14 protein-coding genes and 1 tRNA gene are annotated in these 15901 nt (G+C 70.3%); 8 read left to right on the forward strand and 7 right to left on the reverse strand.

The window, feature by feature from the left end:
- Window positions 1-3: 3 nt before the first annotated feature.
- From zwf to pgl, 3 genes are read left to right on the forward strand one after another with little or no spacing between them, the layout of a single operon-like run.
- Window positions 4-1554 carry a glucose-6-phosphate dehydrogenase gene (gene zwf / locus AC3B5L_RS09885; protein WP_268776208.1) on the forward strand — a complete coding sequence of 517 codons (1551 nt, stop codon included), beginning with the start codon at window positions 4-6 and terminating at the stop codon, window positions 1552-1554.
- Window positions 1551-2486, forward strand: a complete 936-nt coding sequence (locus AC3B5L_RS09890; protein WP_187661639.1) for a glucose-6-phosphate dehydrogenase assembly protein OpcA — start codon at window positions 1551-1553, stop codon at window positions 2484-2486. The genes zwf and AC3B5L_RS09890 overlap by 4 nt, the downstream gene beginning before the upstream one ends.
- Window positions 2487-2491: 5 nt before the next feature.
- The gene (gene pgl / locus AC3B5L_RS09895) at window positions 2492-3271 is read left to right on the forward strand and encodes a 6-phosphogluconolactonase (protein WP_187661640.1); all 780 of its coding nucleotides are present in this window, start codon (window positions 2492-2494) and stop codon (window positions 3269-3271) included.
- Here pgl and AC3B5L_RS09900 read toward each other — a convergent pair.
- A complete protein-coding gene (locus tag AC3B5L_RS09900; protein ID WP_490096404.1) occupies window positions 3265-4305 on the reverse strand; it encodes a DMT family transporter in 1041 nt (346 codons plus the stop codon). The genes pgl and AC3B5L_RS09900 overlap by 7 nt on opposite strands.
- A 61-nt stretch (window positions 4306-4366) precedes the next feature.
- Between AC3B5L_RS09900 and def the strand changes: the two genes are divergently transcribed.
- Together def and AC3B5L_RS09910 are read left to right on the forward strand one after the other, a co-directional pair.
- Complete coding sequence (def, locus tag AC3B5L_RS09905) at window positions 4367-4933, forward strand: peptide deformylase (RefSeq protein ID WP_490095723.1); 567 nt, start codon at window positions 4367-4369, stop codon at window positions 4931-4933.
- Between the two features lie 116 nt (window positions 4934-5049).
- Window positions 5050-5565, forward strand: coding sequence for a hypothetical protein (locus AC3B5L_RS09910; RefSeq protein ID WP_071329492.1), 516 nt, complete (start codon window positions 5050-5052; stop codon window positions 5563-5565).
- Window positions 5566-5629: 64 nt separating this feature from the next.
- On the opposite strand, the gene AC3B5L_RS09915 is transcribed toward AC3B5L_RS09910, so the two are convergent.
- Complete coding sequence (locus tag AC3B5L_RS09915) at window positions 5630-7042, reverse strand: PucR family transcriptional regulator (RefSeq protein ID WP_268776207.1); 1413 nt, start codon at window positions 7040-7042, stop codon at window positions 5630-5632.
- 114 nt (window positions 7043-7156) lie between these two features.
- Here AC3B5L_RS09915 and AC3B5L_RS09920 point away from each other — a divergent pair, with 114 nt between their 5' ends.
- Together AC3B5L_RS09920 and AC3B5L_RS09925 are read left to right on the forward strand one after the other, a co-directional pair.
- Entirely contained in the window at window positions 7157-8254 is a 1098-nt protein-coding gene (locus tag AC3B5L_RS09920; RefSeq protein ID WP_025103665.1) for an alcohol dehydrogenase catalytic domain-containing protein, read from the forward strand.
- Window positions 8255-8298: 44 nt separating this feature from the next.
- Complete coding sequence (locus AC3B5L_RS09925) at window positions 8299-9735, forward strand: APC family permease (RefSeq protein WP_490095724.1); 1437 nt, start codon at window positions 8299-8301, stop codon at window positions 9733-9735.
- Window positions 9736-9852: 117 nt separating this feature from the next.
- Here AC3B5L_RS09925 and AC3B5L_RS09930 read toward each other — a convergent pair.
- From AC3B5L_RS09930 to dusB, 5 genes are all read right to left on the reverse strand, one after another.
- Window positions 9853-9928 (reverse strand) — tRNA-Asn (locus AC3B5L_RS09930).
- A gap of 97 nt (window positions 9929-10025) precedes the next feature.
- Complete coding sequence (locus AC3B5L_RS09935) at window positions 10026-10799, reverse strand: ATP-binding cassette domain-containing protein (RefSeq protein ID WP_187661645.1); 774 nt, start codon at window positions 10797-10799, stop codon at window positions 10026-10028.
- A gap of 36 nt (window positions 10800-10835) precedes the next feature.
- A complete protein-coding gene (dnaG, locus tag AC3B5L_RS09940; RefSeq protein WP_268776205.1) occupies window positions 10836-12704 on the reverse strand; it encodes a DNA primase in 1869 nt (622 codons plus the stop codon).
- A complete protein-coding gene (locus tag AC3B5L_RS09945; RefSeq protein ID WP_187661647.1) occupies window positions 12704-14089 on the reverse strand; it encodes a deoxyguanosinetriphosphate triphosphohydrolase in 1386 nt (461 codons plus the stop codon). Before AC3B5L_RS09945 ends, dnaG begins: the two co-directional genes overlap by 1 nt.
- Window positions 14079-15233, reverse strand: coding sequence for a tRNA dihydrouridine synthase DusB (gene dusB, locus AC3B5L_RS09950; RefSeq protein WP_187661648.1), 1155 nt, complete (start codon window positions 15231-15233; stop codon window positions 14079-14081). The genes AC3B5L_RS09945 and dusB overlap by 11 nt, the downstream gene beginning before the upstream one ends.
- Before the next feature lie 59 nt (window positions 15234-15292).
- On the opposite strand from dusB, the gene AC3B5L_RS09955 reads away from it, so the two are divergent.
- Window positions 15293-15787, forward strand: coding sequence for a glutathione peroxidase (locus tag AC3B5L_RS09955; protein ID WP_187661649.1), 495 nt, complete (start codon window positions 15293-15295; stop codon window positions 15785-15787).
- Window positions 15788-15901 lie beyond the last annotated feature (114 nt).

The raw sequence follows: 15901 nt of genomic DNA on the forward strand, positions 1-15901 counted from the left end.
CCGATGTCTGTACCCATCTCGCGCGGGCACAACCCGCTGCGCGACCCCGACGATCGTCGTCTCAACAGGATCGCGGGGCCCAGCGCCCTCGTGATCTTCGGCGTGACGGGTGATCTGTCCCGCAAGAAGCTCATGCCGGCGGTCTACGATCTCGCGAACCGAGGGCTGCTGCCGCCCGGCTTCGCGCTCGTGGGCTTCGCCCGCCGCGACTGGGAGGACCAGGACTTCGCCCAGGTCGTCTACGACGCGGTGAAGCAGCATGCCCGCACGCCGTTCCGCGAGGAGACCTGGACGCAGCTGCTCCAGGGCATCCGGTTCGTCTCCGGCGAGTTCGACAACGCCGACTCCTTCCGCAAGCTGCGGGAGACCGTCGAGAAGCTCGACGTGGAGCGCGGGACCATGGGCAACCACGCCTACTACCTTTCGATCCCGCCGAAGGACTTCCCGCTCGTCGCGAAGCAGCTCAAGGACTCGGGCCTCGTGGGCGAGGACGCGGACGACGACGAGCGCTGGCGGCGCGTCGTCATCGAGAAGCCGTTCGGGCACGACCTCGAGTCGGCCCGCGCTCTCAACGCCGCCCTCGAGGTCGCGTTCCCTGCGGACTCGATCTTCCGCATCGACCACTACCTCGGCAAGGAGACGGTGCAGAACATCCTCGCGCTGCGCTTCGCCAACGAGCTGTACGAGCCGATCTGGAACCGCAACTACGTCGACCACGTGCAGATCACGATGGCCGAGGACATCGGCGTCGGCGGTCGCGCGGGGTACTACGACGGGATCGGCGCCGCACGCGACGTCATCCAGAACCACCTGCTCCAGCTCCTCGCGCTCACGGCGATGGAGGAGCCCATCAGCCTCTCCGCCGAGCATCTGCGAGCAGAGAAGGAGAAGGTCCTCGCGGCGGTGCACGTGCCGGAGGATCTGTCCCTCGCCACCGCGCGCGGGCAGTACGCCGGCGGCTGGCAGGGCGGTGAGAAGGTCACCGGCTTCCTCGACGAGGACGGGATGGACCCCGAGTCGACGACCGAGACCTACGCGGCGATCAAGCTGGAGATCGACACCCGGCGCTGGGCCGGCGTGCCGTTCTATCTGCGGACGGGCAAGCGCCTGGGCCGACGCGTGACCGAGATCGCGGTGGTGTTCAATCGCGCACCGCAGCACCTGTTCGGCCGCGGCAACGCCTCGGAGCTCGGTCAGAATGCGCTCGTGATCCGCGTGCAGCCCGACGAAGGCGTCACGATCCGCTTCGGCTCGAAGGTGCCGGGTAACGGGACGAACGTCCGCGACGTGACGATGGACTTCGGCTACGGCCACGCGTTCACGGAGGCGAGCCCGGAGGCGTACGAGCGTCTGATCCTCGACGTCCTCCTGGGCGACCCGCCGCTCTTCCCGCGGCACGAGGAGGTCGAGCTCTCCTGGAAGATCCTCGACCCGGTGGAGAAGTACTGGGCCGCCCAGGGCGGCCCGGTGGAGCAGTACGCGCCCGGCTCGTGGGGACCGGCCTCGGCCGACGACCTGCTGGCCCGCGACGGACGAGTCTGGAGACGCCCGTGATCATCGACCTTCCCGACACGACCGTCAGCCAGGTCGCGAAGCAGCTCGTCAAGGTGCGCGAGGAGGGCGGCGCCGTCGCCCTCGGCCGCGTCCTCACCCTCGTCATCTCGGCCCGCAAGGGGGTCGCTGAGGCCGCCATCGATGCCGCGAACGATGCGTCGCGCGAGCACCCGATGCGCGTGATCGTGCTGACCACCGGCGACGGCGAGTCCCGACTGGACGCGCAGATCCGCGTGGGCGGCGACGCCGGTGCGAGCGAGGTCGTCGTGCTGCATGCGCACGGCGACGCCGCGAGCAACGAGGAGAGCCTCCTCACCGGTCTGCTCCTCCCCGACGCGCCGGTGGTGGCATGGTGGCCGGATGAGGCTCCCACCGCTCCGGCGACGTCGCCTCTCGGCCGGATCGCCCAGCGCCGGATCACCGACGCCGCGACGTCCCCCGACGTCCGCGACCGGCTCGCGCTCCTCGGGCGCACGCATGCCCCGGGCGATACCGACCTGGCCTGGACGCGCCTGACGCACTGGCGTGAGCAGCTGGCCGCGGTGCTGGACCAGCCGCCGTACGAGACCATCACCGCCGTCGAGGTCCGCGGGGCGAGCGCCTCGCCGTCCACGGCGCTGCTCGCCGCCTGGCTGCAGATGGCACTCGACGTCCCGGTCCGGTGGTCGTACGAGGACCCGGAGCACTGGCAGGAGGGTATCAAGTCGGTGCGCCTCACGCGCGAGTCCGGCGACATCCTGCTCGAGCGGCCGTCGCCGGGTGTGGCCGTGCTCACCCAGCCCGACCAGCCCGATCACGACCTCCACCTGCCGCGGCGCACGCTGCGCGAGTGCCTTGCCGAGGAGCTGCGCCGGCTCGACCCCGACGTCCTGTACGGTCGAGTGATCACGGAGGGCTGGGAGAAACTCGGTCCGCCCGAGACAGGAGAGTGACCTCGATGCCGGGATCGTCCGCAGAGAAGCGGGTCGTGGTCGAATCCACCCCGACCACCCTCGCCCTCCGGGTCGCTGATCGCTTCCTCACCCGCGTCCGCGCGCGCACGCGGAACGGCCGGCTGGCTCACATCGCCCTGACGGGCGGGTCGATGGGCGGCGCCGTGCTGCGCGCTGTACGGGAAAATCCGCGAGCCGCCGAGATCGACTGGTCCCTCGTCCACTTCTGGTGGGGCGACGAGCGGTACGTCCCTCGGGACGACGCGGACCGGAACGCGCTCCAGTCCCGAGAGGCGCTGCTCGACCACATCGACGTCCCGGCGGAGAACGTGCACGAGGTCGCCGGCTCCGACAGCGGACTCGACCTCGATCAAGCCGCCGCCGCGTATGCCGCCGAGCTCGCCCGTTTCGGCACCGAGGAGCACCCGTGGCCGTCGTTCGCGGTGTGCTTCCTCGGAGTCGGTCCCGACGGTCACATCGCCTCGCTCTTCCCGGACCGCGAGGAGGTCACCGTGACCGACGCCGCTGCGCTCCCGGTGCGGGACTCCCCCAAGCCTCCGCCCGAGCGGGTGACCCTCACCCGCCCTGTGCTGAATGCCTCCAAGCGCGTGTGGCTGGTCCTGACCGGTGCCGACAAGGCCTCCGCGCTGGGCCTCGCTCTCGCCGGCGCCAGTTACACGAGCGTTCCGGCAGCCGGGGCGAAGGGGCGCAAGCGGACGGTGTTCTTCGTCGACGAGGCGGCGGCATCCGAAGTCTCGCCCGACCTCATCGACCAGGCCTACTGAGCGTCGGGGTCGCGCGTCTCGCGCGGGTCCGGCTGCTCCGGCGCGCCCGATGACGGCGCCGCAGGCGGGGCCACGGGATCACTCCCCCGGGTGATGCCGAGGTCCTGGCTCTCGCTGAGGACCTGCGGATGGAACCGGGCGAGCCCGACGACACCCCAGACGGCGATGCCGCCGGCGACTCCGAAGATGATAAAGACCCACCACGGCGCCGCCGCGGCCTCGCCGAGCACGAGCATGCCGATGAGCACGGCGACCATGGGGTCGACGACCGTCAGGCCCGCGATGACGAGGTCAGGGGGACCGGAGCTGTAGGCGGTCTGCACGAAGTACGCACCCACCGCGCCCGCCGAGAGCAGCGCGAGCAGGCAGACCGCGGTGATCCACTCGAACTGGCCCGCCTCGATCCGCTTGATGATGACCTTCGCGAGGGTGGCGACGAAACCGTAGAGGATGCCGGCGCCGATGATGTAGAACAGCGCCCGCATCCGGTGCCGGAGGATCAGCCAGCATGCCCCGAGCACGATGATCACGACGAGCAGGATCGCGAGGATGACGAACAGCTCGCGGTCCGTGACCTCCTTCTCCGTGGCGTAGATCGCGGCGAAGAACACGAACAGGAAGATGCCGCCGACACAGGCGATGATCGCCGTGAGGGATTGCCGCGTGGGAGCGTGACCGGTGATGCGGGCGTTCAGCAGCGTCGTGATGACCAGCGCGATGGCACCGAGCGGCTGCACCACGATCAGCGGCGCCTTGACGAGGGCGGCGAGCTGGCAGACGATCGCGAGACCCAGCATGAGCGTCCCGACCACCCACGATGGTCGCGTGAAGAGCCGCTTGAGCTGATCGAAGCTGAGGCCGGCGGCGCCGTCGGAGCCACTGAGCCGCTCGACCTTCTCCACGCCGCGGTGCTGGTACTGCGCCCCGAGCGACATGAACACCGCGCCGGCGAGGGCCAGCGGGATGCCCAGGAGCAGGCCGGGGTTCTGGAACGCTCCGACCAGCTGGTCGCCGACGTCCTCGACCGTCCCCATCCACACCCCTGCGCTCACAGTACGACCCTACCCGGAGAGTGCCGCCGACTAGGGTTGTGACGTGGCTGTCCTTCCGATTCGCATCATGGGCGATCCCGTCCTGCACTCCCCCGCCTCCCCCGTCGAGGCCATCACCGACGAGATCCGCACCCTCGTCGCGGACATGTTCGAGACCATGGACGCCGCGCCCGGCGTCGGCCTCGCCGCTCCGCAGGTCGGGGTGCCGCTGCGGATCTACACGTACTCCTACGTCGACGACGACGACCAGCCGTGGCGCGGTGTGCTCATCAATCCGGAACTGTGGATGACGCCGACGGAACCGGGCGCTCCCGACCCCGAGCTCGAGTCCGAGGGCTGCCTGTCGTTCCCCGGCGAGCGGTTCCCGTTGCGCCGGTCCGACCGCGTGCGCGTGACGGCGACGGACCTGGACGGTGGCCCCGTCACGCTCGAGGTGGACGGCTGGCGCGCGCGCATCATGCAGCACGAGTTCGACCACCTCGACGGCGTGCTCTACATCGATCGCCTCTCGGACTCCGACTGGAAGACCACGCAGAAGATCGCCCGCAAGCGCGGCTGGGGGCGACCGGGTGCCAGCTGGTTCCCCGGCCTCGACGACCTCGAGGGCTGATCGCATTCAGCCCACGCACAGCATCCTTCAAGTTGCGTCATAGACTCCGGGCACTATAGCGTGTTCGCGGCGGGGATATTCAGCATGCCCCGCGTCACGCTCTGAAGGGGAAATCCATGATGAAGTCGCGCACCCGTCGCGCACTCGTGCTCACCGGTTCGGCCGTCGCCGTCTCGCTCGCCCTCACCGGTTGCAGCGCGATCAACAGCATCCTCGGCGGCGGTCGCGCCGACGCCGACCGCGACGAGGAGACCGGCCAGGTCACCGAGAGCGCGAACATCGACGTCTTCTCGGTGAAGCTCGGCGACTGCATGCTCGAGACCGGCTCCGGAATGCTCACCGACGCGAACGTCGTGCCGTGCTCCGAGCCCCACGACGAAGAGGTCTTCTACGAGATCAAGATGGACGACGGCGACTACTCGGAGGACGCCATCAGCGCCGCCTCCGAGGGCTGCATCGGCGACGCGTACACCTCCTTCGTCGGCGTCTCCTACCAGGAGTCCGCCCTGGACGTGACCACGCTCACCCCCAGCAAGGACTCGTGGGAGCAGGCCAACGACCGCGTGATCCAGTGCATCATCATCGACCCGGCCGGCCAGGTCGAGGGATCGCTCAAGGGCGCCGCACGCTGATCCGACGGCATCTCCACGAAGGGCTCCGCCATCAGGCGGGGCCCCTCGTCGTCCGGGTCGTGGGTCAGTCGTCGGAGGCGCGCAGCGCGAGCCACGCCGCGACGCGGTCATCCGGATCGCTCAGGGAGAGTCCGATCAGATCCTCGATCCGTCTGATGCGGGTCGTCAGCGTCTGCCGGTGGATGCGGAGTCGCGCCGCACTCTCGCTCCAGGCTCCGTTCGTCGCGAGGAACACTCGGAGGGTGTCCAGCAGCTCCGCCGACCTCTCGGCGGCGCGCAGCGGATCGAGCAGTCGGGCGAGGCGGCCGGTCTGATCGCTGTCCAGCGCCCCGAGCACGAATGACACCGTCGGGATGGCCTCGTAGCGGACCACGCGTTCGCCCCCGGTGCGCGCGGCTTCGCAGGCGTGCCGCGCCTCGTCGATGCTGCGCGCGAGAGCATCGGTGCCCGCTGGTCGGCCGAGACCGAGATAGAGGGTCGAGGCGAACGCCCTGGCGCGATGCGCGATCTGGTCGGCATGGTCCTCGCGCACGACGCCCTGGACGATTCCCCGCTGCGACGTGAAGACGTGCTCCGCGCCCAGCTCGTCGAGCCAGAGGCCGAGCAGATGCTCGACGTCGACACCGCTGGTACGGGAGGCGAGGGCGAACCCCACCAGCACGCGCTCGTGCACGCCCCAGCGGCGGAGCAGACGAGTGGCCTCCTCCCCTCCCTCGCGCACGGTCTCGAACATCATCGAGCGGCCGAGGCGCTCCAGCTGACTGCTGTCCCTCGTGCGCATGAGCAGATCGAGCAGCGCCGCGGCCTGCGAGCTCAGTTCCCGACCGCGGCCGGAGCTGTCGTTACGCGGAGCGGTCACGAGCTGCGCGCTGATGTCCTGACCGGGACCGACCGGGTGCACCTGGAGGGCGCGATGCCGCACCCGCACCGGCCTGCCGACGGCGACCGCGATCGCGTCGTCGATGTGCAGGCTTCCGGCACCCGCCGTCGTGATGACCTCACCATGCCGGTCCAGCAGCACCGCCCACCCGTCAATGCGGTGCGCGAGCTCGGCGATGACGCCGGTGATGCCGCTGCGTCGCGCCGCCAGTGTGAGCACCCGCATCGCCGAGGTGATGGCGCGAGCCTCCGCCGCCTGATCGACCGCGAGGAGCGAGGTCAACGTCGGGACCAGCAGCGACGGCGGCATCGGCACCCCGACGATGGCCGTGATTCCCGCGTCCCGCACCGCTTCGCGAAGACGGGGGCTGTCGTCGCTCGTGACCGCCACGGCCTCCCCCAGCGCGGCGCGCCGGTCGCCGTCGACGCCGAAGAGCGCGGTCTCTTCGGCCACGACGAGCGTCGCATGGAGCGGATCCACCGGTGGACCGAAGTCGTCGAGGGGTACGACCGCGTTGACGGGCCGCGCACCGGGAACGGCGCCGGGCAGCAGCTCCGCGCGGAGATATCGGGCCACCGAGGCGACGTCACGAGCCACCCTCCGATCATACAGATTGTCGAAGAGCAGCCGTTCTCTTCACATATCTGTCGGATGCCGAGGAGTTCCGCTCTCTCCTAGCATCGTGCGCATCCCCACTTCCCGAAGGATGTCATGAAAGCTGTTGTCTTCCGCGACCCCCAGTCGCCCATCGAGTTCGTCGACGTCGACCTCGCTCCGCCCCGCGCCGGTGAGGTGCGCGTACGCATCGCCGCTGCCGGTGTCTGCCACTCCGACCTGCACGTCAAGCGCGGCGAGTGGGACGCCGCCGCTCCCCTGGTCATGGGCCACGAGGGCTCTGGCGTCGTCACCGAACTGGGCGAGGGCGTCACCACGCTCGCTGTCGGCGACCACGTCGTGCTGAGCTGGGTGCCGCCGTGCGGCGAGTGCCGCTACTGCCGCGCCGGTCACGAGGCCCGCTGCCAGAAGGTCGCCACCGTGGTCGCTCCCCTCGGCGTGCTCTTCGACGGCACGTCGCGGCTGAGCCGCGACGGCGAGCAGCTGCACCACTATCTGGGTGTGTCGTCCTTCGCGGAGGAGGTCGTCGTCCCCGCATCCGGAGCCGTGAAGGTCCGCGACGACGCGCCCCTCGACGTCATCGCCGTGGTCGGCTGCGCTGTCGCGACCGGTGTCGGCGCCGTCCTGAACACCGCCGCCGTGGAACCCGGATCGACCGTCGCCGTGATCGGCTGCGGGGGCGTGGGCCTCAACGTCGTCCAGGGAGCCCGTCTCGCCGGCGCCGAGCGTATCGTCGCGATCGACGTGCGCCCGGAGAAGACGCAGATGGCGCTGCAGTTCGGCGCCACGGATCGCATCGACGCCTCTCAGGGCGACGCGGTGGCCCAGTTGCGCGAGCTCATCCCGGACGGCGTCGACTACGCCTTCGACGCGATCGGGCGCACCTCCACGACCGAGCAGTCCATCCAGATGCTCGGACTCGGCGGCGCCGCCGTGATCGTCGGCCTGCCGCCCACAGGGGCGCGTGCCTCGTTCGAGCCGCTCGTCCTCGCCGAGGCCGACCAGCGCATCCTCGGCTCGAACTACGGCTCGGTGCGACCGTCGATCGACGTCCCCGCACTCGTGGACCGCTACATGGACGGGCAGCTGAAGATCGACCCCCTGATCTCGGGCCGCCGACCGCTGTCCGAGGCCGCCGCCGCGCTGGACGACCTCGACGGCGGCTCGGCCCTCCGCACCCTCCTCATCCCCTGACCGCCGCGCGCGGCCCATCCCTGAAACCCGAATCCAGGAGAACCATGTCTGACACTGTCGTCGCCCCGCCCGGCGCCCCGCAGGATGCCGGGCTCCGCACCGGCGTCATGAGCGGACCCGAGCTCGCCGCCCAGGCCATCGCCAACATCGCCCCCAGCGCCGTCATCGCCTTCACGGCCGCCGCCATCTTCCTCGGCGCCGGGAACGGCACCATCTACGCCTTCGCCCTGGCCACGATCGTGATCCTGTGCGTCGGGTACTGCGTGGTGGTGTTCGCCCGCAAGCATGCCTCCGCCGGCTCGCTCTACACCTACGTCTCCAAGGGTCTCGGGCCGTTCGGCGCCTTCCTCGCCGGCGTGACGCTGCTGATCGGCTGCTTCGGCATCGCGGCCGCCTCCCTCAGCGGCTCGGTCAGCTACATGGGCCAGTTCCTGAGCATGCTGGGCCTGCCCGCGCAGGGCCTGGGGTGGGATGTCGGCCTGGCGATCCTGCTCGGTGGCCTGGCGACCCTCTTCACGATCCGCGGCATCAGGCTCTCCGCCCGGGTCTCGCTCGTCCTCGAGCTGCTCTCCGTCGGCATCATCCTCGTGCTGCTCATCGCAGCGCTCGCGTGGGCGGGGCCCTCCGCCTGGGACCCCGCGCAGGTGCTCGCGACCGGCTCCTCGTTCCAGGGCATCGCGTCCGGCATGGTGCTCGGCATCCTGGGCTTCGTGGGCTTCTCCTCCGCGGACGCCCTGGGGCGCGAGGCCAAGGAGCCGTACAAGGCGATCCCCCGCGCGATCATGTGGAGCGCCCTCGGTGTCGGCGTGCTCTACGTCTTCGCCGCCTACACGCAGATCGCGGTGCTCGGCGACGACCTCGCCACCGCCGCGAGCCCGTTGGAGAGCATGTCCGCCCTCATCGGCATGCCGGGCTGGTTCGCGGCCGTGCTCACCTTCGGCGTGTCCGCGTCGTTCTTCGCCGTGGTCGTCGCCCCGCTCAACGTGATCGGTCGCATCGTCTACGTGATGGGCAAGGAAGGCGTCGTCGCCGAGCGCTTCGGCCGCACGCACGAGCAGCACCTCACGCCGCACCGCGTGCTCACCCTCGCCGGTGCTGCGGCGATCACGGTCGACATCGTGCTGCTGGTCGCGGGAGCCGCGACGGGCGACATCCTCGTCTGGGTCAACACCTGGGGCACCTACGGCTACATGGTCGCCTACGCCCTCGTCGCCATCGCGTGCGTGGTCTACACCCAGCGGGCGAAGATGCGGAACGGTCTCGTGAAGGTCTGCGCGACGGTCGCCGTCGTGACGATGGCGTACGTGTTCTTCGCGAACGTGTGGCCCGTCCCGGCCTTCCCGTACAACGTGATCCCGTACGTATTCCTCGTGACGGTCGCCCTTGCGCTGACCCGGTACGCCTACCTCGCCCGTCGCCGGCCTGATGTGATCGCCCGGATCGGCAACACCGAGACGAGCGCCATGGAGGGCGTCGGCTGAACGACGCTCCCCGCCGAGAAGAGCCCCTCCGCGTGGAGGGGCTCTTCCTCTGCGTCCGGCGCGATCGTGCGCTCCGGATACGAGAGAAGCCCCCTCCGTGGAGGGGGCTTCTCTCGTTGGCTCCCCGGCTTGGACTCGAACCAAGAACCTGCCGGTTAACAGCCGGCTGCTCTGCCAATTGAGCTACCGAGGAATGTGCGCCGCTGTGCGGGCAACTCGTCAAGCTTAGCAAACTCCGGACGCGGTTCGTGACACCGGGGCACCTTCCGCGGCCGTCGGGCGTGTCGCGCTCAGCGGCGTGAATCCGACTCCGCATTGGGCACCCACAGCAGGTCCTTCCCGACGCCGCGCGCGACGACATGGCCCCCACGCAGCATGAGCGTCTCGGCGTTGAGTTCCCGGATGAAGTCCGCGTCGTTGGTGACCAGGAGCGCGGCCATCCCCTCCTCCTTGCGACGCCGGGTGATGGCGTCGAAGACCACCGGCCGCACCTCCAGATCGAGGTTCGCGAGGATCTCGTCGGCGATGAGCACGCGCGGCTCCAGCACGAACGAGCGGGCGATCGCGACGCGCTGCCGCATCCCCGCGCTCAGCTCATACGGGAACTTCGCCGCGGTCCCGAGCGGCAGGTGGAGCTCATCGAGGAGCGTCGCCACGCGGATCGAGAGCGCGCGGGTGTTGACGCGCTTCTCCCGGATGAGGATCGGCTCGGCGATGACCTCGTTGACCGTCAGCTGCGGCGGCAGGTCCGCCCCGGCGCCCTGGGGCACGAAGCCCGTGCGGTAGGTGAGGATGCGGTGCTTGCGGCCTGGGCGGCGGATGTCGATGCCGCAGACCTGTGCCCGGCCGCCGACGACGCGCACCGAGGGATCGGTCGAGCCCGCGAGCGCGGCGACGAGGGTCGACTTGCCAGAGCCGGTCGGTCCCGCGACGCAGATCAGCCCCCCGGGAGCGAGCGAGAACGTCACGCCGTCGACCGCGCGATTGGGCGCGCCGTGACCGATCCGGTCGATGACCAGATCGGAGCACTCGATCGCGTTCGAGGATTCGGGCGTGCGGGGCATATGTCCATCCTGCCGTCTCGTCCGGGACCGTTCCGGTTACGACTCGGCGAAGAAGCGTTGGCGCTCCACGTCGATGTCCCGCAGCCGCACCCGCAGCGCGCGCCCGCCGTCGGAGTCCGCAGGGACGCGCTGGACCGCGCCCAGCAGCTCCTGCTTCTCGTGCTCGAGCTGCCGCAGCACCAGGCGTCGCGCGAGATCGGTCGCGGAGGCCACCGCTCCGGCCTCATCCCGTGCCGGGAACGGCGTCATCAACAGCTCGCCGGCGAGGGAGCGGTAGGGCTCGCGCACACTGTTCACCGCGTCCGTCACCCATCCGGGGCGGCTGCGGTCGGGCGCGGCCGCGACCGCCTCGCGCACCGCGTCGAGGCCGGGTGTGCGGAACGGCTCGGCGAGAGCCCGGGTCAGCAGCGCCGCATCGACCTGGTGTCCGTACTGCAGAGCCCCCATGAGCGCGTCGCGCTCCACGGCGACGTCGGGTGAGCGGGGCAGGCTGGCCAGTGTGACCGCAGCGACCACGGGAGCGCCCGTGGACGGGTCGACCCGCGGCGTGCTCTCTCGGCGCGTCTGGGGCGCGGCGGACTGCGCCCCACGGGCGGCACGCTCCACCTCCCCGTGCACCTCGGTCGGATCCATGCCGAGCCGGCGCGCCAGCACCCGCTCGTACCCGGGGCGCAGCAGCCGGTCGCGGATCTCCGCGACGATGGGGGCCGCGGCACGGAGAGCACCGACCCTGCCCTCGACGGTGGCGAGATCGAAGCCGGCGAGCTTGCGGTCGATCGCGAACTCGAACATGGGCTGCTTCGCGTCCATGAGGCCGCGCACCGCCGCGTCGCCGCGCTGCAGCCGGAGGTCGCACGGATCGAGGCCGTCGGGCGCGACCGCGACGAAGGTCTGGGCGTTGAACTTGTCGTCTTCCGTGAACGCCCGCAGTGCGGCCTTCTGTCCCGCCTCGTCGCCGTCGAACGTGAACACGACCTCACCGGACGCGTTGTCATCGCCCATCACCCGCCGGAGCACCTTGATGTGCTCGGCGCCGAACGCCGTCCCACAGGTCGCGACCGCGGTCGTCAGGCCCGCGAGGTGACAGGCCATCACGTCGGTGTACCCCTCGACGACGACGACCCGACGGGGGTCGCCGCGCGCGATGTCGCGCTTGGCGAGGTCGAGCCCGTAGAGGACCTGGGCCTTCTTGTAGATCGGTGTCTCGGGGGTGTTGAGGTACTTGGGGCCCTGATCGTCGTCGAAGAGCTTGCGGGCGCCGAAGCCGATCGTCTGCCCCGACACATCCCGGATCGGCCACACCAGGCGCCCCCGGAACCGGTCGTACACGCCGCGCTGTCCCGTCGAGACGAGGCCCGCGGTGCTCAGCTCCTCCCGCGTGAATCCCTGGGAGGTCAGCGTCTTGAGCATGCCGTCCCAGCCCCGCGGGGCGAAGCCGACGCCGAAGTGCGCCGCCGCGCCCGCGTCGAAACCGCGCTCCCCGAGGAATCGGCGGGCGGCCTCGGCATCGGGCGACAGCAGCTGGGAGCGGAAGAACTCCGCGGCGGCCGTGTTCGCCGCGTAGAGCCGGCTGCGGCCGCTCGTCTCCGGCGCCGCACCCCCGTCCTCATAGTGGAGCGTGTAGCCGATGCGGCCCGCGAGCCGCTCGACCGCCTCCGTGAAGCTGACGTGATCCATCGCTCGGAGGAAGGAGTAGACGTCGCCCGACTCCCCGCACCCGAAGCAGTGGTAGTAACCGACCTGCTGCCGGACGTGGAAGCTGGGGCTCTTCTCGTCGTGGAACGGGCACAGGCCCTTGAGGGAGCCGACGCCCGCGGATTTGAGCGCGACTCGCTCCCCCACGATGTCGGCGATGTTGGTGCGGGCCTTGACCTCGTCGACGTCGGCCTGACGGATGCGGGGCATCAGCGCGCGCCTTCTGCGACGGGCCGCCTCTCGACGGGCGTGCGCGCGCCAGGGCGCGCATGACGCGGCGTCCAGATGCCGACCTCCGCCGGGTCGATCTCCCCGACCAGCCGGTTGTGCCAGTCGATCGCGCTCTGATCGGTCAGGCTCGCGATCTGATCGACGACCACCCGCGCCCGCTCCGCATCGCTCTCCGCCGCGACGAAGTCGGCAGCGAACGCCGGCTCCAGCACGTCGGCGCCGGCAGACCACAGGGTGTCGGTGGACCACAGGGCGTCGGCCAGCCGCTTGAGGACCCGCCGCTGCTCCTTGTAGACACCCTTCCTGGCGTCGATCGTGACGATCGCCTGACCCATGATCCCCTTGAGCACCGCGATCTCGACCTCGACCACGCGCGGCACGATGACATGCGCGTTGTAGCGGACCAGCCGCGTGCCTCCGAACGCCTCGCGCGTGGCGGAGACCGCCGCCCGTGCGAACCGGCCGATGAGGTCGCTGGTGAGGTTCTTGAGCCGCGCGAGATCCTGTCGGGAGCGGTCGAAGGACGCCAGCCACATCGGCTGCGAGGCGAGCCGGTAGAGCGCATCGGCGAGCTCATCACGCGTGAAGTCGTAACCGACCCACTGCTGGATCCGGCTGAGCAGGGCCTCGTGGGCAGCGGGATCGGCGAGCTGCGCGACGTCGACGTAGCCGTTGACGATCGCGTCCTCGAAGTCGTGCACCGAATAGGCGATGTCGTCGGAGAGGTCCATGATCTCGGCCTCGATGCAGCGCAGCCGCCCCGGCGCTCCGTCGCGCATCCAGCGGAACACGGCCTCGTCCTCCGGGTACACGCCGAACTTGAGCCGGCCCCCCGGGTCGGGGACGGGACTGTCGACCGTCCACGGGTACTTGCAGGTCGCGTCGAGCGTCGCCCGCGTGAGGTTCAGACCGACGGAGGAGCCGCCCCCGTCGAGCACCTTCGCCTCCAGACGCGTGAGGATGCGCAGCGATTGGGCGTTGCCCTCGAAGCCGCCGATGGCCTCAGCCCATTCGTTCAGCGCCCGCTCGCCGTTGTGCCCGAACGGCGGGTGACCGAGGTCGTGGCTCAGGCACGCGGTGTCGACCACGTCCGCCGAGACCCCGAGGGCGGCGGCGAGCTCCCGGCCGACCTGGGCGACCTCGAGCGAGTGCGTCAGGCGGTTGCGGGCGAAGTCGGCCGTGCTGGCGGGGCTGAGCACCTGGGTCTTCGCGGCGAGCCGTCGCAGCGCGGCCGAGTGCAGCACCCGGGCACGGTCGCGGGCGAAATCGTCCCGCTCGGAGCGATGGGTCTCCGCGAAGAAGCGCTCCGCGTCGCGCGCGTCATAGCCGTCGGCGCGTGCGCCGACCCGGGGGTCATCCGCCACTGTTCTCGATCTCCGCTCCACGCATCATCTCCGAGGCCGACGAGGCGAGCTCGCGCGACTCCAGCCACTTCTCCGGAAGAGCGGTCCTCTTCGGGTGCCCCGCGCGTCCGCGCTGCCCTTCGGCGTCCGCACCAGGGTACGGTGCCGCACGGTCGAGCCGTCCGAGGAGGTCGTCGATCTCCTGCAGGCTCGACGCAGTCGCCAGACCCGTCCGGATGTCGCCGCCGACCGGGTAGCCCTTGAAGTACCAGGAGACGTGCTTGCGGATGTCGCGGCAGCCGCGGTCCTCGTCCTCGAAGAACTCGACGAGCAGCTCCGCGTGCCGGCGGAAGGCGTCGGCGACGAAGCCGAGGGTCGCATCGACCGTCTTGCCCTCTCCGCCGAAGGCGAGGGCGAGCTGCCCGAACAGCCACGGCCGTCCGAGGCATCCGCGGCCGACGACCACGCCGTCGCAGTCGGTCTCCGCCATCATCCGCACGGCGTCCTCGGCCGACCAGATGTCGCCGTTGCCGAGCACGGGGATGCTGGTCACCGCCTGCTTGAGCTCGCCGATCGCACTCCAGTCGGCGTGTCCGGAGTAGAACTCGCTCGCGGTGCGCGCGTGCAGGGCGACGGCTGCGGCCCCGGCATCCTCTGCGGCGCGGCCGGCGTCGAGGAAGGTGAGGTGGTCGCGGTCGATGCCCTTGCGCATCTTCACCGTGAGCGGGATGTCGCCGGCGGCCTTCACCGCCTGATCGACGATGTCCGCGAAGAGCTTCGACTTCCACGGCAGGGCCGCCCCGCCGCCCTTCCTGGTCACCTTGGGGACCGGGCAGCCGAAGTTGAGGTCGATGTGGTCGGCGTGGTCTTCCGCGACGATGATGCGGACGGCCTCGGCGATGGTCTTCGGGTCGACGCCGTAGAGCTGGATCGAGCGCGGCGTCTCCGACTCGTGGTGCCGGATCAGCCGCATGGTGGTCTCGTTGCGCTCGACGAGGGCGCGCGACGTGATCATCTCGCTGACGTACAGGCCGGCCCCGTACTCCCGGCACAGGCGCCGGAACGCCGTGTTCGTGATCCCGGCCATCGGCGCGAGGACGACCGGCACGTCGAGGTCGATCGGGCCGATGCGGAGCGGGCGGGCGGGGGCGGTGGCGACAGTCATGGCGTGTCCATTCTCCCAGACCCGGAGCCGGTGGGGATGCGGCGACCTAAGCTGTGCATATGACCGATTCCGCGCTCCGTTCCATCCCCTTCACCGACGCCCAGGGGCAGGAGAAGACTCTGGACGATCTGGGTGCCGATGTGGTGCTCGTGGTGAACGTGGCCTCCAAGTGCGGCCTCACCCCGCAGTACGAGCAGCTGGAGGAGCTGCAGCGCCGATTCGGCGACCGCGGCTTCACGGTGGTGGGGTTCCCCTGCAACCAGTTCTTCGGTCAGGAGCCCGGTTCGGTCGACGAGATCCTCGAGTTCTGCTCCACGACCTACGGCGTCTCCTTCCCGGTGAACGACAAGGTCAAGGTCAACGGCAAGAACGCCGCGGAGCTCTACAAGGCACTCAAGGAGACGCCGGACGCGGGTGGCAAGGCCGGCCGCGTCGAGTGGAACTTCGAGAAGTTCCTCGTGCTGCCGGACGGCGACGTGCTGCGCTTCCGTCCCAAGCAGAAGCCCGATGCGCCGGAGATCGTCGAGGCGATCGAGGCCGCTCTCCCCCGCTGAGTCCGGTCGTTCACCTCCACGTCACGTGGGCACCGCTCCCGCGGCGCCACGGAGACGGGCCGCGTTCACCTTCCGGCCTCCCCGTCGACATCTGATGTCCCTAGTCTCGCCGCG

This window comes from Microbacterium sp. C-MGS6, assembly GCF_058140415.1.